This is a genomic window from Desulfovibrio sp. ZJ200, assembly GCF_011039095.1.
Lineage (GTDB): Bacteria > Desulfobacterota > Desulfovibrionia > Desulfovibrionales > Desulfovibrionaceae > Desulfovibrio.
The window spans coordinates 1-21,991 of the sequence record NZ_JAAKEH010000048.1; the positions used below are offsets into that span (position 1 = coordinate 1).

Genomic DNA, 21,991 nt, shown 5'->3' on the forward strand with positions numbered 1-21,991 from the left:
AAAATCCAAGTCCGCGATGAAATCGGCGGGGACAAAATCCCGTAACAGCGATTCCACCATTTCAGGATTGCTGAAAAACTGCTTGTACGCGGAATCATGCGGCACGCGTTCTTTTCCCATAACTATCCTATCTGAGTAATGCCCGATGGGCAAGATGCCGGACAGATGGAGATATTCATGTTTTCAATGGAAATTACACCTTAACCATCTGAAATTCAAATCAGAGAGAGCGGAGGATCGTATGGAGGCAGTTATTTTACCAACCTGACTTTTTCATCCAGCCGTGCCGTACCAACCGCAGAAGAAAACCGCCCTGTAACTGTGGCCGCGCGCTACCTGATCCGGGCCCGGCCTGACACTTGCCAATCGGGCAGGAAGGGTTTATCTGAAAAGGGAACCCCGGCTCCTGCGTCAACAGAAACCGGGGCTGGCACGGCGCGGTTTGCGCCCCCGTGCACGGCTACCTACTAGGTGACTAAACCGTTCGGCCCCGTATCAGTGCTCGCTGATACGGGGCCAGCCTTTTATGGCCGACTGTCGCCCCGCAGCAGCAGGGCGAGGAGTACCAGCAACACCAGGACGACAAAGCGTCTCATGCGGCACCCCCTTTGATGGTTTGCGCCGTGCCGGGCGCAGATCAGGGAGGGGGTAGCCGTGCCCGTTCCGTATATGCCGATTCTCCCCGCCCGGCAATGTTTTCTGCGGGCGTGCCGCGCAATCACATCTCCGAAATGGAGACGGGCAAGCGGCCCATCGGCAGGCAGACGGCCCGCAGATTGACCGATGTGCTGAACACCGATCCCCGCATGTTTTTGTCGGCCTGGAGCGTTGAGCTCATTTCATGAGCAAAACGCTCTACTTGCCCAGCACTTCCAGGGTGGCCTGGGCGATCTGCAATTCCTCGTTGGTGGGGATGATCAGCACAGGGATTTTGCTGTCCGGGGTGGAGATGGCGCGCGCGCCGGGCTTGCGCGTATTGTTTTCCGCGGGGTCAAGCCTGATGCCCAGGCCGTCCAGGCCCTCGCAGACAGCGGCGCGCACGATATCGTCATTTTCGCCGATGCCCGCGGTAAAGACCAGGGCGTCCACCTTGCCGTCCAGCAGAAAGACATAGGAGCCCAGGGTCTTCCTGATGCTGCGCACCAGCATCCTGAGAGCCAGCTCGGCGCGCTTGTCGCCCTTTTCCACCTGGGCGTGCACGTCGCGCATGTCCGTGTAGCCGCACAGGCCGAGCAGGCCGGATTTTTTATTCATCAAAATGTCGGCCTCAGCCGGGCCGAGCCCTTTCTTTTCCATGACAAAGGGCACAATGGCCGGGTCAATGCTGCCGCAGCGCGTGCCCATGATCAGGCCTTCCAGCGGGGTCAGGCCCATGCTGGTGTCAAAGCATTTGCCATCCCTGACGCAGCTCATGGATGAGCCGTTGCCCAGATGCATGGTGATGGAGCGCAGCTCGCCCAGCGGTTTTCCCAGATATTCGGCGGTCTTTCTGGCAATATACTTGTGGGAAGTGCCGTGGAAGCCGTAGCGGCGGATTTTGAGCTCCTCATACAGCTCGCAGGGCAGGGCGTACATATAGGCTTCCGGCGGCATGCCCATGCCGAACTCCGTATCGAAGACCGCCACGTTGGGCACGCCCGGGAAGAGCTTTTCCGCCACCTCAATGCCCATCAGGTTGGCCGGGTTATGCAGGGGGCCGAGCAAAAAGCACTCTTTGATGATGTCCTTGACATGTTGATCCACGAGCACCGGGTCGGTGATGGACTCGCCGCCGTGCAGCACGCGGTGGCCGATGGCGAAAATTTCGCTTTTGTCTTTGATCACCCCGATTTTCGGATCGGTGAGCAGAGCAATGACCAGCTCCATGGCCTGCACATGGGTGGGGAAGGGCGCTTCGCGGATTGTTTTTTCCGCTTTGTCCGTATCCGGCGCGATTTTGTGGGTCAGGCAGCCGTTCTCCTGCCCGATGCGCTCGGCCACGCCGGAACAGAGCACGGTTTGGGTGTCCATTTCCAAAAGCTGATATTTGCACGACGAGGAGCCCGCGTTGATCACCAGAACTTTCATATTTTTTCCTTTGTCTGCCTGTTTGTTAGAGCATTTTCTCTTTGAAAATGCTCTGCTGACGCGAAAGCGGCAGCCGCCGCAACGCGGCGTACATTCAGACGAAAACCGCGTTTTTCGCCTGAATGCCACCTTTGACTTTCATAAAAAGTCAAAGGTAATCCGCTCTAGCTCATTTCATGAGCAAAAACGCTCTAAAATGAAAAGGACAGGAGCGCAGCCGCGCCCCTGCCCTGCAAACGGTTTTTCAGGCTTTTTCGGCAGAAGCCTGCACGGCCGTGATGGCCACGGTGTTTACAATGTCCGGCACAGTGCAACCGCGGGAGAGATCATTGACCGGCTTGTTCAGGCCCTGGAGCACCGGGCCGATGGCCACGGCCTGGGCCGCGCGCTGCACGGCTTTGTAGGTGTTGTTGCCCGTGTTCAGATCCGGGAAGATGAAGACCGTGGCCTTGCCGGCCACCAGGCTGTCCGGCATCTTGGTCTTGGCCACAGTGGGGTCAATGGCCGCGTCGTACTGCAAGGGGCCTTCCAGGGCCAGATCCGGAGCCATCTCCCTGGCGATGCGGGTGGCTTCAACCACCACGTCCACGTCCGCCCCCTTGCCGGAGGTGCCGGTGGAATAGGAAAGCATGGCCACGCGCGGCTCAATGCCGAAAACCTCGGCCGTATGGGCCGAGGCCACCGCGATTTCCGCCAGTTGCTGCGCCGTGGGGTTGGGGTTCACCGCGCAGTCGCCGAAGGCCAGCACCCGATCCTTGAGGCACATCAGAAAGACCGAGGAAACCACGGAGTAGCCGGGCTTGGTCTTGATGAACTCAAAAGCCGGGCGGATGGTGTGCGCCGTGGTGTTCACCGAGCCGGAAACCATGCCGTCGGCGTCGTCCTTCTTGACCATCATGGTGGCGAAGTACGTGGCGTCGCTCATCACGTCGCGGGCGTGCTCCAGGGTGATGCCCTTGGCTTTGCGCAGCTCGTAGTAGGTCTGGGCATAGTCGTCGAATTTGGGCGATTTCACGGGGTCGATCAGGGTGGCCCCGCTGATGTCCAGGCCCAAGTCGCTGGCTTTTTTGCGGATTTTGTCCACGTTCCCGAGCAGAATGATCTCCGCCACCTCGCGCCGCAGCAAAATGTCCGTGGCCTGAAGGATGCGGCCTTCCGTGCCTTCAGCCAGGACAATGCGCATTTTGCGGCTTTTGGCGCGCTCGATCAGCTCGAATTCGAACATCATGGGCGTCATGCGGCTGCTGCGTTTGCAGACCAGACGGTTGGCGATTTCCTTGCCGTTGACATGGTGCTCGAAAAGGCCCAGCACCGTGCTGATCTTGCGCATGTCCCCGGGCTCGATCAGGCCGTACACTTCCTGCAGGGCCAGGATGGCCCTGTAGGTATGAAACTCGGTGAGCAGAATGGGCAGGGGCGAGCCGCTCCAGCCGTCGATCAGGTTGCGGACTTCCTCCGGGGGCCGCAGGCCGCCGGTGAGCAGAACGCCCGCAATGTCCGGCTTGGAGGAGGACAGGCGCGAGGCGATGGACGCCAGCAGAATGTCCGTGCGGTCGCCCGGCGAGATGACCAGCTGATCCTTGGCGATATATTGCAGAAAATGCTCCACATGCATGGCCGCCACCAGATAGTCGCCCACCAGGGTGTCCATGCGGTTCGCGCCGAAAAGGACTTCGGCCTGCAGGCCCTTTTTCACGTCGCCCATTGTGGCCCGGCCGATGGCCGGATCATTGGGCACCGCGTAAATCAGGGCCGGGCGGCCTTCCTGGCTGAACTGGGCGCGCAGCTCGTCCAGATCGGTCTGGGAAAGATGGGCCCGGTTGATGATCGTGGCGATCACGTCCAGAGAATACGGCTCCAGACTGTCCATGGTCATTTGCAGTGACTGGCGCACCTCCTCGGCCGTGGCAGTGTCCCCGCTGGTCACCAGCATGACCGGGCAGCCCAGATTGGCCGCGATTTCGGCGTTGAGCTCAAACTCGAAAACCGGGTCCTTGCCCAGAAAATCCGTGCCCACGCAGAGCACGAAATCGTGCTTCAGGAGGATTTTTTTGAATTTCTGGATAATATTTTCCAGAAGCAGATTGCGCGAGCCCTGATTGATGATTTCGCGCGCTTCGCGGTGGGTGTAGGCGAAAGTGTCTTTATAATCCATCTCCAGCCGGAAATGCTCCAGCATCAGATTGATGTCCGGGTCGCGGTCGTCCAGTTGGGGCTCGTTGATGATCGGGCGAAAGATCGCCACATTGCGCATATTGCGGCTGAGCATCTGCATGGTGCCCAGCGCAATGGCGCTTTTGCCCGTCAGCGGCCCGGTGGCCGTGAGATAAAGAGCGTTATGCATACGTTCTCCGTTGCCTGGCGGCATTCGGCGTGCATTTTTCTCAATGCGGCCGGTTCTGTTCTTCGAGTATGGTGCTTTTGAAACGCTCGCTCCGGCGCGTAGAGCGTTTGGCTGATTTCATTGGCAAAACGCTCCAGGGCAGAGTACCTTTGAGATTGTCCAATCTTAAAGTGTTGAAGACGTCCGGCATGCAGCTCGGGCCTTGCCCGTAAAGCTCCAGGATTCGTTCAGGGGCAAGGCGGGAGCGCAAATGTATTGCGCGTATGCTTTCGCAGCGGGCGTCCGCTTTGTGCGTCACGAGCCTGCGCTCTTGCGGCTGCCGGAAGCGAGGGCTTTTCAAAAGGCAACATGCTCTGAAAACGTGAAGGGCGCGGCGTGTCCGCGCCGCGCCCTGCCTGTTGCGTATTCCGACGCGGCCCGCGCGTCGCGCGGGCCGCATTTCATCCGGCATTTCCCGCATCCGTCCGGCGGAAGGCAGTCAGAGCGCGTGCTCCTGCCTGCTTCGGATCGGCGCGGATTTTTCTCCGCGGCGGCCTGCTATTCCACTTCCGGCGCGCTTGCCGCCGGCGCGGGATGGGGCATGTCCGCCAGTTGCTTGTACAGCGCGTAGCGCTCCGCATATTCCTTGGCCAGTTCGGCTTTGAGTTGCTTGGAGATTTCCGGCTTGGTCTTGTCCAGAGAGGCAAAGCGCACTTCGCCCTGCAGGAATTCCTGCATGCCCGCGCCGGGCGCTTTGGAGTCAAGCTGGAAGGGATTCTTGCCCTCCCTGGCCAGATCCGGGTTGTAGCGGTACAGGGGCCAGTAGCCGGTCTGCACGGCCATTTTGGCTTCTTCCATGCTCTTGCCCATGCCCTTGCGCAGGCCCTGGTTGATGCAGGGCGAGTAGGCGATGATCAGCGAGGGGCCCTTGTAGGCCTCGGCTTCGCGGAAGGCCTTGAGCACCTGCTGCTTGTCCGCGCCCATGGCCACGGAAGCCACATAGACGTAGCCGTAGGTCATCATCATGCGCCCCAGATCCTTTTTGCGGGTGCGCTTGCCCCCGGCCGCGAACTGGGCCACCGCGCCCAGAGGCGTGGATTTGGAGGACTGGCCGCCGGTATTGGAGTACACTTCGGTATCCAGCAGCAGCACGTTGATGTCGTCGCCCGAGGCCATCACATGATCCAGGCCGCCGTAGCCGATGTCGTAGCCCCAGCCGTCGCCGCCGAAGACCCAGACGCTCTTCTTGGTGTACAAGTCGTCCATATCCCAGAGCTGGCGGGCCAGAGGGCTGTCGAAGCCGTCCAGGTTGGCCAGGATTTTCTCGCCGTATTCGCGGGAGCCCTGGGGATCGTCCTTGTGATCATGCCAGCCCTGCAGGGCTTCCCTGAGCCCGGCGGGGACATTCTCCTGCTTCAGGGCCTCTTCCACAATCATGGCCAGGCGGGCGCGGCGCTGCACATAGGCCAGGCCGATGCCGCAGCCGTATTCGGCCGCGTCTTCAAAGAGCGAGTTGCCCCAGGCCGGGCCGAAGCCGTCCTTGTTGGTGCAGTAGGGAGTCGTGGGCGAGGACGCGCCCCAGATGGAGGAGCAGCCCGTGGCGTTGGCCACGACCATCCGCTCGCCGAACAACTGGGTGAGCAGCTTGACGTACGGCGTCTCGCCGCAGCCGCCGCAGGCCCCGGAGAATTCGTGCAGGGGCTGCTGCAGCTGCGAGCCCTTGAGCGTGTCGCGGGGCAGCAGATTGTCCTTGAGGGAGATATGCTCCTCGGCGAATGCCAGGTTGGCTTTCTGGGTTGCCAACTGGCTTTCCAGGGGCTTCATGACCAGGGCCTTTTCCTTGGCCGGGCACACGTCGGCGCAGGAGCCGCAGCCGACGCAGTCTTCGGGATAGACCTGGATGCGCACCTTGAGGCCCTTGAGCTCCTTGCCGGTGGCGTCCTTGGTTTCAAAGCTCGCGGGCGCGCCCTGCAGCTCGTCCTCGGTGGCCAGCACCGGGCGGATGGTGGCGTGCGGGCAGACAAAGGAGCACTGATAGCACTGGATGCAGTTCTGCGGCTGCCATTCCGGGATGTTGATGGCCACGGCCCGCTTTTCGCACGCGGTGGTGCCCAGGGGCATGAAGCCCGCGGGCTCCATGGCCGAGACCGGCAGCTGGTCGCCGCGCATGGAAAGGATGGGGCGCACCACGTCGCGGATGTACTCGTCATCGCCGCAGTGGCAGGACTCGGCGCCCTGCGTGGCGTCGGCCCAGGATGCGGGATAGCGGATTTCCTCCAGCGCGTTCGCGCCCTTGTCCACGGCCGCGATGTTCATGTTCACAATCTTGTCGCCCTTGAGCCCGTACGTCTTCTTGATGGATTCCTTGAGCAGCTCCACGGCCCTGTCGAAATCAATGACGTTGGCCAGCTTGAAGAAAGCCGTCTGCATGATCATGTTGATGCGGCCGCCGAGGCCCACTTCCTGAGCGACTTTCACGGCGTCCACGTTGTAGAATTTAAGCTTCTTGCGGGCAATGATCCGCTTCATGGCCGCGGGCAGGTGGCTTTCCATGTCCGCCAGGGACCAGTTGGAGTTGAGCACAAAGGTGCCGCCCTCCTTGATGCCGTCCAGCACGTCGTACATATTCACATAGGCGGCCTTGTGGCAGGCAATGTAGTCGGCCTGGGTGATCAGGTAGGAAGACTGGATGGGCTGTTTGCCGAAGCGCAGATGCGAGACGGTCAGGCCGCCGGATTTCTTGGAGTCATAGGCAAAGTAGGCCTGAGCGTACATATCGGTGTTGTCGCCGATGATCTTCACGGCCTGCTTGTTGGCGCCCACGGTGCCGTCGGAGCCGATGCCGAAGAATTTGCACTGCACGGTGCCCGCGGGCACGGTGTCGATCTCGTCTTCCACGTCAAGGGAAAGATTGGTCACATCGTCCTTGATGCCCACGGTGAAGTGGTTCTTGGGCTGCAGGCCGAGCATGTTGTCGAACACGGCCTTGGCCATGCCCGGCGTGAAATCCTTGGAGCCCAGGCCGTAGCGGCCGCCCACGATGGTGGGCGCCTCGCCCTTTTCCAAAAAGGCGGTGCAGACATCCTGGTACAGCGGATCGCCCAGGGCGCCCGGCTCCTTGGTGCGGTCCAGCACGGAGAGAGCGGTGACCGTGGCCGGAAGGGCGCGCAGCAAATGCTCGGTGGAGAAGGGGCGGTACAGGCGCGTTTTGATCAGACCCACGCGCTGATCGCGGCTGTTCAGGTAATTGACCGTTTCCTCGAGGACTTCGCAGGAGGAACCCATGCTGATAACCACGCGGTCGGCTTCCGGATGGCCCACATAGTCGAAGAGGCGGTAGCGGCGGCCGGTGACGGATTCCACCTTTTTCATGTTTTCCAGCACAATGGCGGGCACGGCCTCGTAATAGAGGTTGGAGGCCTCGCGGTTCTGGAAATAAATATCCGGGTTCTGGGCCGTGCCGCGGATGTGCGGATGCTCCGGATTCATGGCGCTGGCGCGGAATTCCTCGACCTTGTCCCAGTTCACCAGGCCGCGGATGTCCTCGTAATCAATGACTTCAATCTTCTGCACCTCATGGGAGGTGCGGAAGCCGTCAAAGAAATGGCAGAAGGGCACGCTGGAATCAATGGCCGAAAGATGGGCCACCAGCGCAAGATCCATGCACTCCTGCACCGAGGAGGAGCAGAGAAAAGCGAAGCCGGTCTGGCGACAGGCCATCACGTCTTGCTGATCGCCGAAAATGGACAGGGCGTGGGAGGCCAGAGCGCGGGCCGCCACATGAAAAACGCCGGGCAAAAGTTCGCCGGCGATTTTATACATATTGGGAATCATCAGCAAAAGGCCCTGGGAGGCCGTGAACGTGGAGGTCAGGCTGCCCCCGGCGAGCATGCCGTGCACAACGCCCGCCGCGCCTGCTTCCGATTGCATTTCGCGCACAATGACCGTCTGCCCCAGCAGATTTTTTTTGCCCTGGGCCGCCATCTCGTCCATAACTTCGCCCATGACCGAAGAAGGGGTGATGGGGTAAATGGCTGCCGTTTCCGACAGGGCGTAGGCAATATGCGTGGTGGCGTTATTGCCGTCCATGGTTTTCATTTTAGCCATCTGTTCCTCCTTGGCGCCGCCCTGGCGCGCAATGTTGGTTCCCAATGAATTGCCGGGGCCGTGCTCCGGCTGTCTGGTCTTGTGGTGCGAAAAAGGCGCGTTGCCGGGGTGCGGAGCGTGCTGACGCATGTGCCGGCGTGCCCGCGCGCGGCGGTTTTGAAAAAAATTCGTCTCGTCCCAGGATGCGGATCAAGATGCGGATGAAGCAGTTTAGCCAATCCCACCGTGCTCGTCCATTAAAAATGGGCTGCCGCAACCGCCTGAAGCGGCGCAATGCCGTGCCCGGCGGGAAGCCGTGCCGGAACGGGCCGCCGGTTTGCCCGCAGGGAGTCTGGGCCGGGGCTTGCAAAAGGGCGAATCCTGCGCGGCCCCTCTTGCTCTGTTGGATTGCTTGCCAAGCCTCTAGCACAAAATTGTTTGTTTGAACAGTCAAAAAATCGTATTTTGGGTGAAATTATTTTTTTGTTGCGATTGCGCCATGTTACCGGGTGCGAGGCGACGCCCTGGAGCATGGTGCGTGTGAAACGCGCGCTCCGGCGCGCATACCACAGCTCCGCGCCCGCTGGCGCCGGCAGGAGCGTCGGGCGCGGAGCTGCAAGAGTCTATGCGTAAAAGCGAAGTTATGGTTTCAGACCCATCTTGTTGAGGGCCTGCATGCCGCCCGTGGAATTGACGGTGTCCGTAATTCCGTTGCGGGCCAGAATCAGCAGGCTGTCGTAAGCGCGCAGGCCCGTGTTGCAGATCAGGGCCACCGGGCGATCCCTGGGCACTTCGTCGATTCTGGCCGCCATTTCTTCCAGGGGAATGGAATGCCATTCCGGGTGCTCGGCCTGCATGGCCTGACCGGCCTTGGCCGGGCGGGCGTCAATAAAGAAGACGCTGTTCCGGTCCCGGTTTTTCCAGAGCTCCATGAATTCGTCGCCGGTGACGGGCTTGAAGCGGCCTGCGAGCACGTTGTCCGCCACATTGGCCACCACGTTGACCACGTCCATGGCCGAGGCGAACGGCGGCGCGTAGGCGATTTCCAGATTGGAAATATCCTCCACCGTGGGCCTGGCATATTGCAGGACCCCGGCCACTGCGTCCACTCTGGCCTTGAGAGCGTCGCCCGCCGGCCCGGCGCCCTGAATGCCCAGCACGCGCCTGTCGGCTTTGTCCACAACCAGCTCCAGGCTCATCATATCCTTTTCGGGATAGAAGTGAGCGCGATCCAGTTGCTCCACGCTGACGCTCACGGCGTCAAAGCCTTCCTTGCGGGCGCGCTCAAGCGTGAGGCCCGCGCCGCAGAAGGAAAGGCCGAAAAGTTTCACCGCCCAGGCGCCCACATAGCCCGGGAAGACCGCATTGCCGCCTGCCAGATTGGTGCCGATGACGCGGCCCTGACGATTGGCCAGGCTGCCCAGGGGCAGATAGCCCGGCTTGCCGGTGATGAGGTTTTTGATGGCCACGCAGTCGCCGCCGGCGTAGATGGCCGGATCGGACGTGCGCATCTGCTCGTCCACCACCACCCCGCCGAAGGGGGCCACATCCAGGCCCGCGTCCCTGGCCAGTTGGCCGTTGGGGATGAAGCCCGCGGCAAAGATGACCAGTTGGGCGGGGAGCTCGCGCCTGTCGGTGACTACTTTGCTCACCGCGCCGTTTTTGCCTTCCAGCCTGAGCACCTTTTCAGCGGTATAGACGTCAACCTTGTGGCTTTGGCAGTCATGCGCGGCCATGCGGGCCAGCGAGCGCGAGAGCACGCCCGGCAGGATCTGATCCATCATTTCCACCACGCTGACCTTGACGCCCCACATGTCGGCCAGGGCCACGGCCGCTTCCAGGCCGATGAAGCCGCCTCCCACAATCACGGCTTCGTTGATCCTGCCCTCCTGGCAGGCCGTGCGGATCGCGTCCGCGGCCTCCAGGCGGGTGAGCGAGAGCACGTTTTGCAGGTCTTTGCCTTCCACCGGGGGCACCCGCGGGCTCGCGCCCGTGGCCAGAACCAGTTTGTCGTAGGGCAGTTTTTCTTCCTTGCCGCTGACCACATCCCTGACCAGCAGGGTTTTGCCCTGGCGGTCGATGGCCAGGGCCCTGGTCTGGTTGCGTACGGTCACGCCCTTCATGCTGCGGAAAAATTCCGGGTCGCGCACCGTATGGTAGGGGGTGGCGCGCAGATCATCCAGATTCTGCACCTCGCCGGAGACATAATAGGGAATGCCGCAGCCGCCGTAGGAAATGTAGATATTTTCGTCCACAATGGTCACGTCGGCGTCCGGCATCAGACGCTTGCAGCGGGATGCGGCTTTGGGGCCCAGGGCAACGCCGCCCACAATAAGAATTTTTTCAGGCATATCTTTTCTCCTCTTCACATAAGATTATGTTGCGGTCTGGAGAATTTTCACCCTGCTGTGGCTTTTGGAGGAAGAGAAGCCTGCGCACCCCGGATCGCGGCAATCCGCGCCGCGGCCGGGACGGCCGACACTGCCTCAGCGCCCCCGGAAACGGCGCTGATCGCCCACGCGCACGGTTATCCGCTCATTATCCATATATTCCAGCAAGGCGATAAGGTACTTGCGGGAAAGCCCAAGAATTTCCTTGAGACCGCCCACGTCAAGATTTTCATGGCTTCCGAACCATTGCCGCACCTGTTCGAGAATCGCGCCCAGGGTTGCCGCGTCGTAATACAGGCCATCCTTCACCTTGACCAGCGCCCCTTGCTCGCAGAGCAAACGCAGCACGGGCGCGGCCTCTTTGACAGTACAGCCGAGCTCTTCCAGCAGATCCCTGGCGTTGGGCGGCGTCAAGCCGGCGCGCTGATGGGCCTCCAACAGCTTTTGGCGCAGGCCCGCCTGATCCGCAGCCAGGGTCACCGTATGCCCGGGCAGGCGCAGACCTTCGCCTGCCACGGCCAGACGGCCCGCTTTCACCGCGGCGTCCAGAACCTTCTGGATCAGGCGCGGCGGCAGGTTTTTGCTCCAGGCCGCCAACAGGGCGTTGCGCGAAAAAGCTGGTTTGAGCGGTTCCTTGCAGTGCAGTTCGGCGGCGCGCGCCAGAGCGCCGGCGAGCAGCCTGTCAAAGGCCGCCTTGCTGATCCAGCAATGATTTTCCTTGTCCCAGCACAGGGCTTCGCCCTTGCCGGAAAGCAGGCTGAGGCCGGCGTCCAGCGCGCTTGCGCCGAGGCCCGTAAGCGCCTTGAGCTGCGCGCGGCTCGCCCCGCCCGCGCCGCGCAGCGCGAGCACCGCGCCGATCAGGGCGGCGCGGCTTTCGTCGCGCTGCCGTCCCCCGGTCGTGGCGGCGTGATCGCTCAAGGAGGGGAGCTGTTCCAGCAAACGCAGTTTGTCGGGCAGCTCCGGGTCTTTGCGGCGCAATTCCGGCGGCAGGGGGCTGATCAGCACGCCGCCCGCCACTGTGCGCAGGGGCGCGCAGGCCCGCAGCACGCAATGATCGCCAAAAATGCCGACCATTTCTTCCGCGAAGCGCACTTCCGCCAGAGCCGTCTCGCCGGGAGTCAGTCTGTCGCGAGCCCAAAAGACGACGCGGGCCGCGCATTCTCGCGCGCCGTGGTGAAAATGGATTTCCGCCCGCTGCCGCAAGGGGCGCGGGGCCGACGCCAGGCAGGTCAGCCTGAGCAGCCAGCGTTTGGAGGGAAAGAGCTCGCCCGGCCTGGCCAGCACAAAACCGCGCTCTATCTCCGGCACATCCAGGCCCTGCACGTTGACCGCGCAGCGTTGCCCGGCCGAAACCTTGTCCACGCTTGTGCCGTGGCGCTGCATGCCGCGCGCGCGGCCGGGCAATGCCGGCGGCATGAAGCAGATTTCGGCCCCGCTGTTCAGCGCGCCGGAAATCACGGTGCCGGTGATCACCGTGCCGTGCCCTTTCATGCTGAAGACGCGATCCACAGGCAGGCGAAAAATATCGCTGCGCCGCCGGGCGGGCTGCGCTGCGGCGTTTTGCAGGATATGGGCCCTGAGAGCGTCCAGCCCCAGGCCCGTGGCCGAGGAGACAGGAAAAAGCGGAGCGCTCTCCAGAAATGTGCCTTCCAGAAAGCGGCGAATGTCTTCTTCAACCAGCGCGAGCCATTCCGGATCAACCATGTCGATCTTGGTCAGGGCCACAAAACCGCTGTTGATGCCGAGCAGGGAGCAGATTTCCAGGTGCTCGCGAGTCTGGGGCATGACGCCCTCGTCCGCGGCAATGACCAGCATGACAAAATCCACGCCCGCCGCGCCTGCCACCATGTTTTTCACAAAGCGCTCGTGGCCGGGCACATCCACGATGCCCAGGCGTTCGCCCCCGGGCAGATCCAACCAGGCGAAGCCCAGCTCAATGGTGATGCCGCGGCGTTTTTCCTCGTCCAGGCGGTCGCAGTCCATGCCGGTGAGCGCGCGCACCAGAGAGGTCTTGCCGTGATCGATATGTCCGGCCGTGCCCAGCACAACAGCCATTGTCCGCACTCCCGCAGCCGTGATGATGTTTGCTCCAGCATACACGGGAGATTGCGGCTTTGCAAATGGCCGGAGCATAAAAAACGGGGAATGCGCAAGCGCATTCCCCGCAAGAAAAACAAGCCGGTGTGGGTATGTCCGCTCAGGCCGGGGCGTCCCCGGGTTGCTCGCGTTCCTTGATCAGGGTCAGAGCGCGCCTGGCAAGCTGCGTGACTTCCGGCTTGGAAATCTGATCGTCCGCGCCCACGCTTTCGCCCTTGTGGCGCAGCTTGTCGGTGATCAGGGAGGAAAAGAGCAGCACCGGCAGCTTTTTGAGCAGGGGATCGCTTTTGATCCGGTTGGTCAGGTTCAGGCCGTCCATGATCGGCATTTCAATGTCCGAGACCACCACATGCACAAAGTCCGTGATCGGGCGCTTTTCCTCTTCCGCGCGGCGCCGGAATTCTTCCAGCCGTTCCCAGGCCGCGCGACCGTTGGATACCACTTCCACGGTAAAGCCCGCCTTTTCCAGCAGGTCGCGCTGCATCTCGCGCACCAGGGCCGAATCGTCGGCAATCAGAGCGCGGTAGCCGGCGTTGGTCCAGTCCGCGCCGAGATCATCCAGGCGCAGCCCCAGTTTGGGGTTCAGATTGGCCACCACCTTTTCCAGATCCAGCAGAAAGACGATGCGCTCCTCCAGCTTGACCACGCCGATGACCGTGTTGTTGGAAACCGCGGCCACATATTTGTTGGGCGGCTCCACCTTTTCCCAACTGATCCGGTGGATGCGGTTGACCCCGGAAACCATGAAGGCCGTGGTCACGTTGTTGAATTCCGTCACAATGGTCTTGGGCTGCTCGTCGGTCTGGATATGCGTTTTGCCCAGCCACATGGCCAGATCCACCAGGGGGATGATACGCGAGCGCAGATTGAAAGCCCCGAGCACGCTCGGATGCTGCACTTCGGGCAGTTCCGTCACCTTGGGCATGCGGATGATTTCCAGCACCTTGGCCACGTTGACGCCGTAAAAGCCCCGGTAGGCCTCCTCGGCGGGACCGGCCTCGGGCGTTTCTTCGCCGTCGCCCCCGGATGAAGGGACGACTTCATCCAGATAAAATTCCACCACTTCAAGCTCATTGGTGCCCGCTTCCAGGAGAATATTGGTCTGAGCCATGCTGCCTCCGAAAAAACGCTGCGCAAGATACACGTCATGAAAAAGCGGCATGCAGCCGCATTCGCCCAGGCGCGAACGGCCCCGGCGGGCTGCGTGTTGCCCCGCCGCGTGATCACAGTGATGCCAGCCAGGTCTGGGCGGCGTCAATGAGACTTTTCGGCGTAGATGCGCCAGCCGTTAGGCCTGCGCGCGATTTTTGCGTAAATCTTTCAGCGTCAAGCTCGTCCACGCTTTCCACATGAAAGGTCTCAATGCCGCTCAGGGCCGCCACATCGGCCAGTCTGCGGGTATTGCCGCTTTGTCTGCCCCCCACGATTACCATGACATCCACGCGCGAAGCAATGCTGCGCGCTTCTTCCTGCCGCTCGCGGGTGGCGTCGCAAATGGTGGAAAGCACCGTGAGATCCGCAAAGCGCGCCCGCAGCATTTCTTCAAGAGCCGCGAAGGTTTCGCGATCCTGGGTGGTCTGCGAGGCCAGCACATAACGTTGCCTGTCCGGCAGAATGAGGCGCTCAAGTTCTTTTTGGCTGCCGAAGACGCAGGCAGGACCGAGCGCGTAGGAGACAAGGCCGCGCACTTCCGGATGATCGGCCTCGCCGAACAGCAGCAGGGCGGCGCCCTGGCGCGTGGCGCGGGCAATGGCCAACTGGGCCTTTTTGACCTTGGGGCAGGTGGCGTCCGTGATGTGCGCGCCGCTGGCGCGCACCTTTTCCTCCTCCTGGCGGGGGATGCCGTGGGCGCGGATGATTACCGCGTCGCCCGGTCGCAAGTCCGCTGTGTCGCGCACGCAGACCACGCCCCTGGCTTCATAGGCCGCGAGCACCTGCGGATTGTGAATGATCGGACCCAGGGTGCAGATGCGCCCTTGCGGGCTGCGGGCGGGTGTGGTCGCGGCCTGGGCCAGGGCCGTGTCCAGCTTTTGCAGGGCCAGGCTCACGCCCATGCAAAAGCCCGCTGTTTTGGCGCGGAGTACGTCCATTTTCTTCTCCTTGGCACTGGGTCGGTTCAGGCGCAATGCGTCCCCGGTGTAGAGCGTATTGTGATTTAGAGCGCTTAGCTAATTTCATCAGCAAAACGCTCTAAGATTCCGGCAGAAAGGTCTCCAGCGCGTCTTCCAGCTCCTGCCAATCAGTACAGCGGCAAAGCTCCTGGCGCAAGGCCCGCGCGCCGGGCAGAAGTCGCACATAGCGGGGCAGCACGGAGCGCATCTTCCAGAGCGCGGCCTTGCCCGGGCAGTATGCGCGCGCAAGCTCCATGTGGCGGCGGATCATGGCGCGCAGGCGGGCCACGTTGGGCGCTTCGGGGACGCCACCCCGGCACAGGGCCCGGTGCTCGGCAAAGACAGCCGGATTGTGCATGGCCCCGCGCGCGTACATCACGCCGCTGACGCCGGTCTGCTCAAGGCAGCGCAGGCCATCGACCGCGCTGAACAAGTCCCCGCTGGCCAGCAGGGGCAGGGATAAACGCGGCGCAAGCCGGGCCAGGGCCGTCCAGTCCGCCGCGCCGCCAAAGCCCTGGCGCGCAAAGCGCGGATGGAGCGTCAGCCAGCCCGCGCCCAGATCCTCCAGGCGCAGGGCCAGATCTTCCCAGACCGGGCGCTCCGCGCCGATGCCCAGGCGCAGTTTGAAACCCACCCGGCCGGGCCCGGCGGCGCGCAGCATGGCTTCAGCCGCGCGCAGGCTGTTTTCCGGGTCCGCCAGCATGGCCGCGCCCGCGCCCTGGCGCATGACCTTGGGCACGGAGCAGCCCATGTTCAGGTCAAACCAGCCGAAGCCCGCCTCGCGCAGCACTTCCACGGCCTGTTGCAGAAAAGAGGCCTGGCTGCCGAACAGTTGGACCACCAGGGGCTGATCCTCTGGCAGGGTGGCCAGCAGCGCGCCGGTGCCCGGGCTGCCGTAGATCAGGCCTTTGGCGCTGACCATTTCGGTCACGCAGACAGCGGCCCCGTATTCCCGGCAGAGCAGGCGGAAAGGCAGATCGCTGTATCCGGCCAGGGGCGCGAGCCAGGGGTGCTCCGGCCCGAAAGGCAGGCGCGCCGGATTGGCCGGGCAGCGGCAGCGCGGGGCAGGAAGCGCCGGGATTTTGCTCATGGCTGTTTTGTTGCCGATGCTGGTTTTGGGGACGCTGTTTGCGGCTCCCCTTCATTGGCCGTGGCCGCCATGACCGCGGCTGTTTTTTCCGGGGGCGGAGCGGGCGGCAGATCCGGCGCGGGTACAGCGCAGCGGTCGTCCCGGCAGGTGATCCGGCTGAGCAGATTTGCGGCCAGGCGCAGGCCCTCGTTGATGGTCTCAGCCACAAAACCGGAGCTCAGATAACTCAGCAGGCCCGTGCGCCGCAGAATATCGCGCACATTGCGGCTGCCCACCACCAGAATCACGGGCACGCTGTGCGCGTAGCAGCGTTCGACGAACTGGGCCAGCGCATGCGCGCCCGAGGCGTCCAGCCAGAACACGCGGGTCAGATGGAGGACCACCAGCCGGGCGGGTTCGCGGTCTTCCTCGCGCAGTTGGCGCTCCAGTTCATGAATGGCTCCGAAAAAGAGCGTGCCCTCAATGACGTAGACGGCAATGCCCGGCGGCATGTCCGGCGGCGCGTCGCGCAGCAGGGGATCATTGGGTCTGAGCCTGCGCACGCGCGGGTGCGCGGTTTTATAAATGAAAAGCACCAGTGAAAGCAGCACGCCCACGAAGATGGCCCGTTCCAGATCCAGCAGCAGGGTGGCGGCAAAGGTGAACAGAAGCACGGCGCGATCCACGCGCGTAGCCACCAGGCAGAGGCGGATGGCTTCCCTGTCGATCATCTGGAAGGAGATCAGCAGCAGCACGCCGCCCAGGGCGGGCATGGGCAGATAGCTGATCAGCGGGGCCAGCACAAAGAGCATGGGCAGGACCAGCAGGCCGGAAAACACGGTTCCCATGCGCGTAGTGCCGCCCGAGGTGACGACCAGCGCGCTGCGGGTGAAGGAACCGCAGCCCGGAATGCCCGAGGTCAGCCCGGCCGCGATATTGCCGAGGCCCTGGCCGATGAGCTCCTGGCTGCCGTTGAACACGTCGCCCTTGATGTCGGCCATCTGCTTGCCGATGGCCAGGGATTCCACCGTGCCCAGCAGGGCAATGGCCAGGGCGGGCATGAACAGCTCCCCCAGCGCGGTGAGATCAAAGGCCGGGGGCAGGGAGAGCGGCGGGATGATGCTGGGTATGGGCCCCACCAGCGCCACGCCGTTGGCGGTTGCCTGCAAACCGTCCGCGATCAGGCTCACCAGGGCCAGGGCCGCCAGCGTGGCCGGGAAGCGCCGGGAAATGCTGTTGCGCAGCAGCAGAATGAGGGCAATGGTCAGCAGGGCCAGCCCCAGGCTCCAGTAATTGATCTGCCCGAGTTGCCGCGCGGCCATGCCCAGTTGCGGGAAAAAGCCCGCGGGCTTGGGGCCGGGCAGCCCCAGAACCGTCTTGAGCTGGCCTGCGGCGATCAGCAGGGCCGCGCCGGTGGAAAATGCGACCATGACCGAATGGGAGATGAAGTTGGCCAGATCGCCCAGACGCGCCAGGCCCATGCCCACCTGGATCAGCCCGCAGAGCAGGGCCAGGCCGAAGACATAGGCCATGCGCGCTTCCTGCGGCAGGCTGGCGATCAGCGTGCCGCCCACGCTGACTGTGGCCATGGTGGAAAAAAGCACCATGGAAATGGCATTGGTGGGCCCGGCTGCCAGGTAGCGGGCCGACCCCCAGAGCGCGGCCACGATCACCGGCAGCATGCAGGCGTAAATGCCGTACTGCGGATGCACGCCCGCAATCAGGGCATAGGCCATGGCCTGGGGAATGGCCATGGGCGTCACGGTCAGCGCGGCCGTCAGATCCGCGCGGAAATCCCGGGCGGTATACGTTTTCAGCGTGTCCAGAAAGGGCAGGAAGGTCGCGGCGCGCATCTCAATCCTCGTGGCGGATGTCGTCTTCCAGCTTGAGCACGTCGTGCCCCAGGGCATAGTGCAGCAAACGGGGGCGCTCGGCGGATTTTTTGAGCGAATTGATGATCCGGGTCATGCGCCGCGTGCCTTCCAGGACGCCGCCCAGATGCCCTGCCAGCTCCGTGAGATCGCCGCGGGCCAGAATGCTCTCCAGCTCCAGAGCCAGAAAGCGGCCGCGCGAGTCCTCGGGAAATTCGGCCAGAAGCGCCCGCGAGATCCGCAGTGCACGGGCCAGGTTGGCGTCGATGTCCTCCACCAGCTCGCCGCAGTATTCTGCCTGGTTGCGCATCACATTGAGCGCGTTGTTGCCGTAATGGGCCATAGCCCCGGCGGCTTTTTCCAGGGTGTCGCGGGCCACGGCCACGCGGCGGCCCACAGTCAGGGAGACGATGCGCGCGCATTTGGAAAGAAAGCGCTCGTCGTAGGCTTCAAAGCCGTACTCGCGCTTGGTGTAGAGCTGCACAAGCCCGAAAGCCGGGCGGTCGTTGCGCTCCCGCAGCACAAAAGCCAGACGCGAGCGATAGCCTTCCTTGTAGATCACGCAGTCCAAAGAGCCGCCCCCACGCTCCAGGCCCTGCAAGTTGTTGGAAACCACATAGCGGATATGCCCTTCCAGAACCGCGCTCATGACCGGATGTTTGCGCAGGCTCTCATCCAGCATGGGCGCCACTATGGGGATGCTCTCGCCGCGCACGTGATTGGCGGCCTGGGTCACCCATTCGCCCCTGGCGTTGCGCAGGCGGCAGACATACAGATCCGCGTGCAGGGCATGCACCAGAACCTCGGCGCTCTGGCGCAGAACTTCGCCGGGCGGGGCCATGCGGTCGGCAATGGAAAGCAGATCGTTGGAAACCCGCAGCAGGGTTTCGGTGTCGCTTTGCATGGACGTCACGGAGGCCAGCAGTTGCAAAAGGCAGCGCCAGCTTTTGAGGGGCACGCGGCGCACGTCCGGATGGTAGCCGGAATCAAGCGTGCGCTTGGCCGCGGGCAACAGGCCGAGGATCGCGGCGCGCATTTCGGGAGGCGCGTATTGCAAAAGTCGCGTTATATCTTCGCGCACATGCTTTGCTGCCTGGTGTGACACGATTTGCCTCTGCTCCTGGAGCACGATACGCTGCGGCATGGCAGCCGCTCTGGCGCTTGCCGCCTTTTGCTGTTGAAAAAGGGCGATCCTTCCCCCATGCCGGATCATGCCGCGGGTTTTGCGCTCCCGCGCCAGCGGGCGGCATGGGATCAGCAGCATAGGCCGGAAGCGGGCCTGGGTCAATGGGGTTCATTTTTTTGACCGAAAGCTTGTGAAATTTTTTTCTTCATCTTTATTTCATTGAAAAAATATGGGGCATTTTTGATTTGGCAGGATAATTGCATTAAAACAAAAAAAATCTCTCGGCGCACCCGCGCCGGACAGCAGAAGAACAGGCCAAGGATACGCCCATGACGTCCCGCAGAACCATTCTGATTATTTCGCTATGCCTCGGCAGCGCTCTGATCCTGCTGGGGATGCTCGCGGGTTTTGTGCCGCACAGCGAGGGGCCGGAAGTGCGCCGCCGGGCCAGTGATCATGTGATCAGCCTGCGCCCGGAGGATTTGCCCGAGCCGATCCTCCCGCAGGGCGACGGCACGCGCCTGTGGGCCATCCGCGGGCCCGCTCCGGCGCAGGATGCCCCGCGTCCTCCTGAACAGCGGCCCGACCAGGCCGATACGGCCGCCCGGGATCAGATAATCACTTTCGAGAAGAGCGGCGTGCGCCTGGACATGGGCGACGGGGACATTCTTTTCGGCGAAGAGGCCGAGCTGCCGGAGCTGGCGCCGCTTCTGGTCCTGGATGGCGCTTCCATGCCGCTGCTCGTGGCGGCCCAACCGCGCGGGTACGGGGATGCCCTGGACGCTTTTGGCCGTCCCTTGCGCTGGCTTGCGGACGAGGCCTGGCTTGAGGGCTATACCCCCGTTAACCTGCAAGCCCCGGCAGAAAGAAAACCGGCCGGCGAAATGTTCGCCTCAGGCTCCGGCGCGGGCGGCAGTCTGCTGGCCAGGGCCCGGCGCTACCGGCAATTGGTGGAGAATTTCGCCCGGCGCTATAATCTGAGCACCGAACTTGTCTACGCCATCATCCACAGCGAAAGCGATTTTTCGCCGGGCCTGATCAGCAACAAGTCGGCCATGGGCCTTATGCAGCTTCTGCCGAGCACAGCCAGCGACGAGGTGCACCGTTTTTTGTACGGCCGCCGCGGCGACGTGAGTTTCGACGAGCTGCGCGTGCCTGAGATCAATATCCGTTACGGCACGGCCTACCTGCATATTCTGCTCACCCGGTATTTTTCCGGGGTGCGCGATCCGCTGGCCCGGGAGTATTGTGCGGTGGCGGCCTACAATATGGGGCCCAACCGTTTTCTGCGCCTCTACGGCGCCAGCAACGAGGAAGCCGTGGCCCGGATCAACGCCATGAGCCCGCAGGCGCTCTACGAAGATCTGACCTTGCGCCTGCCTGTCCGCGAGACCCGTTTTTATGTGGCCAAGGTGCAGCGGATGAAAGGCCAGTTTGCCGAACTGCGCTGAAAGCGTGTTCCGGATGCTGAGGCAGGCCTGCGTTCCCTGCGTACAAAGGATCTGTTTCCTTGCCGGCGCGGCGGAATTCCTGCGTTTCCAGACGCGCTCCGGGTCATCCAGCTTCAGGAGGATAAAAAACTGTTGAGCTGTGCGCAAAAAAAACGTATGCAAAACGGATTGGCTATATCCGTATGCGCCACAGCGGCTTTGCGCGCCGCCGGCGCAGATCCGGGATGCTTCGGCGGTTGCCTGAGCCGGAGACCATCTCCCCGCAATGCCGTTGTAACGGGTTCGCGGGACCATTATACCTGAGAGGAGTGCTTACCACTATGCGAATCCGTTTTTTCATGCCTCTGTTTTTTGTGTTGAGCTTTATGCTTCTGGCTTGCCAGCAGACCGAGAATGCCGCCCAACCCAAGCTGGCGGTGGTGGATATGGCGCGCATCATGCGCGACAGCGAGCCGGGCAAGGCGGGCGTGAAGTTCCTGGAAGGCCTGCAGGCCGAAATGCAGGGCAAGCTCAATGAAATCCAGGGGCGGCTGGAAAAAGATCCCAAGGACGAAGCCGCGCAGAAAGAACTGCAAAGCGTGTACATAGCCTCGCAGCAGCGCATGCAGGCCGAGCAGCAGAATGTGGTCAATCTGCTCTATGACGCCGTGCAGCGCACTGTGAACGCCTATCGCGAGCAAAAGGGCTATGACGTTATTTTGAACACCGAAGGGGCTGCCTCGTTCAATCCCAAGGTGGATGTGACCACGGCGCTCATCGCGGAAGTGAACAAGCAGAAGCTTGATTTCAAGCCTGTGGCCGCCGCAAAGGCGGCGCCCGAGGCTGAAGCGGCTCCCGCCCCGGCAGAGGATCGGCCCGCGGCACAGGATAAAGCCCAGACCCCGGCGCCGCAGAACGGCAAGCCTGCCAAGGGCAACGGCAAATAAGAATTCTTTCGGACGATCGTTCAGGTCTCGTGCCGCTGTCTGCGGCCCGAGACCTTTTTTATTGTATGCCGGGTAGCCGCGCCCGTGGCCCGCGTTAGAGCATTTTCTCTTTGAAAATGCTCTGCTGACGCGAAAGCGGCAGCCGCCGCAACGCGGCGTACATTCAGGCGAAAACCGCGTTTTTCGCCTGAATGCCACCTTTGACTTTCATAAAAAGTCAAAGGTAATCTGCTCTAGGCCGAGGCGAGGATGTTTTTTATAGAGCGGTTGCCGTTTTCAACAGCAAACCGCTCTAGAGCATTTTGCTTTTGAAATTATTCAATTTCAAAAGCGGCGCTGCCATCATCTCGCGTCCAGGCTTCAGCCGTTGCGACGAAGGAAGCTACGGATGAAGACAGCAACTGGTTACTGCGGCAGCCAGTCAACGCAACCGCTGTCGCTATCCGTAAGCAAGCAAAGCTTGCTAACGGCTAC

General features: G+C 62.3%; 12 protein-coding genes. 2 read left to right on the plus strand and 10 right to left on the minus strand.

Features of this window, described 5'->3' with window-relative positions; all coding sequences use genetic code 11:
- Positions 1 to 855 precede the first annotated feature (855 nt).
- The 10 genes from G7Y52_RS12045 to G7Y52_RS12090 all read right to left on the minus strand — a co-directional run bounded on the left by G7Y52_RS12045 (position 856) and on the right by G7Y52_RS12090 (position 19,158).
- A complete protein-coding gene (locus G7Y52_RS12045; protein ID WP_165072268.1) occupies positions 856 to 2,067 on the minus strand; it encodes an acetate kinase in 1,212 nt (403 codons plus the stop codon).
- A 244-nt stretch (positions 2,068 to 2,311) separates the two neighbouring features.
- A complete protein-coding gene (gene pta, locus G7Y52_RS12050) occupies positions 2,312 to 4,411 on the minus strand; it encodes a phosphate acetyltransferase (protein WP_165072270.1) in 2,100 nt (699 codons plus the stop codon).
- 537 nt (positions 4,412 to 4,948) lie between these two features.
- On the minus strand, positions 4,949 to 8,497 hold the full coding sequence (gene nifJ / locus G7Y52_RS12055; RefSeq protein WP_165072272.1) for a pyruvate:ferredoxin (flavodoxin) oxidoreductase: 3,549 nt from the start codon (positions 8,495 to 8,497) through the stop codon (positions 4,949 to 4,951).
- A 620-nt stretch (positions 8,498 to 9,117) separates the two neighbouring features.
- Entirely contained in the window at positions 9,118 to 10,827 is a 1,710-nt protein-coding gene (locus tag G7Y52_RS12060; protein WP_165072274.1) for an FAD-dependent oxidoreductase, read from the minus strand.
- 135 nt (positions 10,828 to 10,962) lie between these two features.
- Positions 10,963 to 12,921 (minus strand): selenocysteine-specific translation elongation factor, encoded by a 1,959-nt coding sequence (gene selB / locus G7Y52_RS12065; protein ID WP_165072276.1) that lies wholly within the window; start codon positions 12,919 to 12,921, stop codon positions 10,963 to 10,965.
- A 142-nt stretch (positions 12,922 to 13,063) separates the two neighbouring features.
- Positions 13,064 to 14,074, minus strand: coding sequence for a chemotaxis protein (locus G7Y52_RS12070; RefSeq protein ID WP_165072278.1), 1,011 nt, complete (start codon positions 14,072 to 14,074; stop codon positions 13,064 to 13,066).
- Between the two features lie 112 nt (positions 14,075 to 14,186).
- Positions 14,187 to 15,053 (minus strand): 4-hydroxy-3-methylbut-2-enyl diphosphate reductase, encoded by an 867-nt coding sequence (ispH, locus tag G7Y52_RS12075; protein ID WP_165072280.1) that lies wholly within the window; start codon positions 15,051 to 15,053, stop codon positions 14,187 to 14,189.
- Positions 15,054 to 15,153: 100 nt separating this feature from the next.
- Complete coding sequence (locus tag G7Y52_RS12080; protein ID WP_165072282.1) at positions 15,154 to 16,164, minus strand: tRNA-dihydrouridine synthase family protein; 1,011 nt, start codon at positions 16,162 to 16,164, stop codon at positions 15,154 to 15,156.
- Positions 16,161 to 17,996 (minus strand): SulP family inorganic anion transporter, encoded by a 1,836-nt coding sequence (locus G7Y52_RS12085; RefSeq protein WP_165072284.1) that lies wholly within the window; start codon positions 17,994 to 17,996, stop codon positions 16,161 to 16,163. The genes G7Y52_RS12080 and G7Y52_RS12085 overlap by 4 nt, the downstream gene beginning before the upstream one ends.
- 1 nt (position 17,997) lies before the next feature.
- The gene (locus G7Y52_RS12090; protein WP_241159732.1) at positions 17,998 to 19,158 is read right to left on the minus strand and encodes a hypothetical protein; all 1,161 of its coding nucleotides are present in this window, start codon (positions 19,156 to 19,158) and stop codon (positions 17,998 to 18,000) included.
- 311 nt (positions 19,159 to 19,469) lie between these two features.
- Here G7Y52_RS12090 and G7Y52_RS12095 point away from each other — a divergent pair, with 311 nt between their 5' ends.
- Positions 19,470 to 20,591: a transglycosylase SLT domain-containing protein gene (locus G7Y52_RS12095; protein WP_165072286.1), complete on the plus strand. Its 1,122-nt coding sequence runs from the start codon at positions 19,470 to 19,472 to the stop codon at positions 20,589 to 20,591.
- 338 nt (positions 20,592 to 20,929) lie between these two features.
- Positions 20,930 to 21,517: an OmpH family outer membrane protein gene (locus G7Y52_RS12100; protein WP_241159733.1), complete on the plus strand. Its 588-nt coding sequence runs from the start codon at positions 20,930 to 20,932 to the stop codon at positions 21,515 to 21,517.
- Positions 21,518 to 21,991 lie beyond the last annotated feature (474 nt).

Excerpts from the sequence above, each read along its gene's own strand:
- G7Y52_RS12045 (WP_165072268.1), bottom strand. The coding sequence starts at position 2,067 with ATGAAAGTTCTGGTGATCAACGCGGGCTCCTCGTCGTGCAAATATCAG.
- pta (WP_165072270.1), bottom strand. The coding sequence starts at position 4,411 with ATGCATAACGCTCTTTATCTCACGGCCACCGGGCCGCTGACGGGCAAA.
- nifJ (WP_165072272.1), bottom strand. The coding sequence starts at position 8,497 with ATGGCTAAAATGAAAACCATGGACGGCAATAACGCCACCACGCATATT.
- G7Y52_RS12060 (WP_165072274.1), bottom strand. The coding sequence starts at position 10,827 with ATGCCTGAAAAAATTCTTATTGTGGGCGGCGTTGCCCTGGGCCCCAAA.
- selB (WP_165072276.1), bottom strand. The coding sequence starts at position 12,921 with ATGGCTGTTGTGCTGGGCACGGCCGGACATATCGATCACGGCAAGACC.
- G7Y52_RS12070 (WP_165072278.1), bottom strand. The coding sequence starts at position 14,074 with ATGGCTCAGACCAATATTCTCCTGGAAGCGGGCACCAATGAGCTTGAA.
- ispH (WP_165072280.1), bottom strand. The coding sequence starts at position 15,053 with ATGGACGTACTCCGCGCCAAAACAGCGGGCTTTTGCATGGGCGTGAGC.
- G7Y52_RS12080 (WP_165072282.1), bottom strand. The coding sequence starts at position 16,164 with ATGAGCAAAATCCCGGCGCTTCCTGCCCCGCGCTGCCGCTGCCCGGCC.
- G7Y52_RS12085 (WP_165072284.1), bottom strand. The coding sequence starts at position 17,996 with ATGCGCGCCGCGACCTTCCTGCCCTTTCTGGACACGCTGAAAACGTAT.
- G7Y52_RS12090 (WP_241159732.1), bottom strand. The coding sequence starts at position 19,158 with ATGCCGCAGCGTATCGTGCTCCAGGAGCAGAGGCAAATCGTGTCACAC.
- G7Y52_RS12095 (WP_165072286.1), top strand. The coding sequence starts at position 19,470 with ATGACGTCCCGCAGAACCATTCTGATTATTTCGCTATGCCTCGGCAGC.
- G7Y52_RS12100 (WP_241159733.1), top strand. The coding sequence starts at position 20,930 with ATGCCTCTGTTTTTTGTGTTGAGCTTTATGCTTCTGGCTTGCCAGCAG.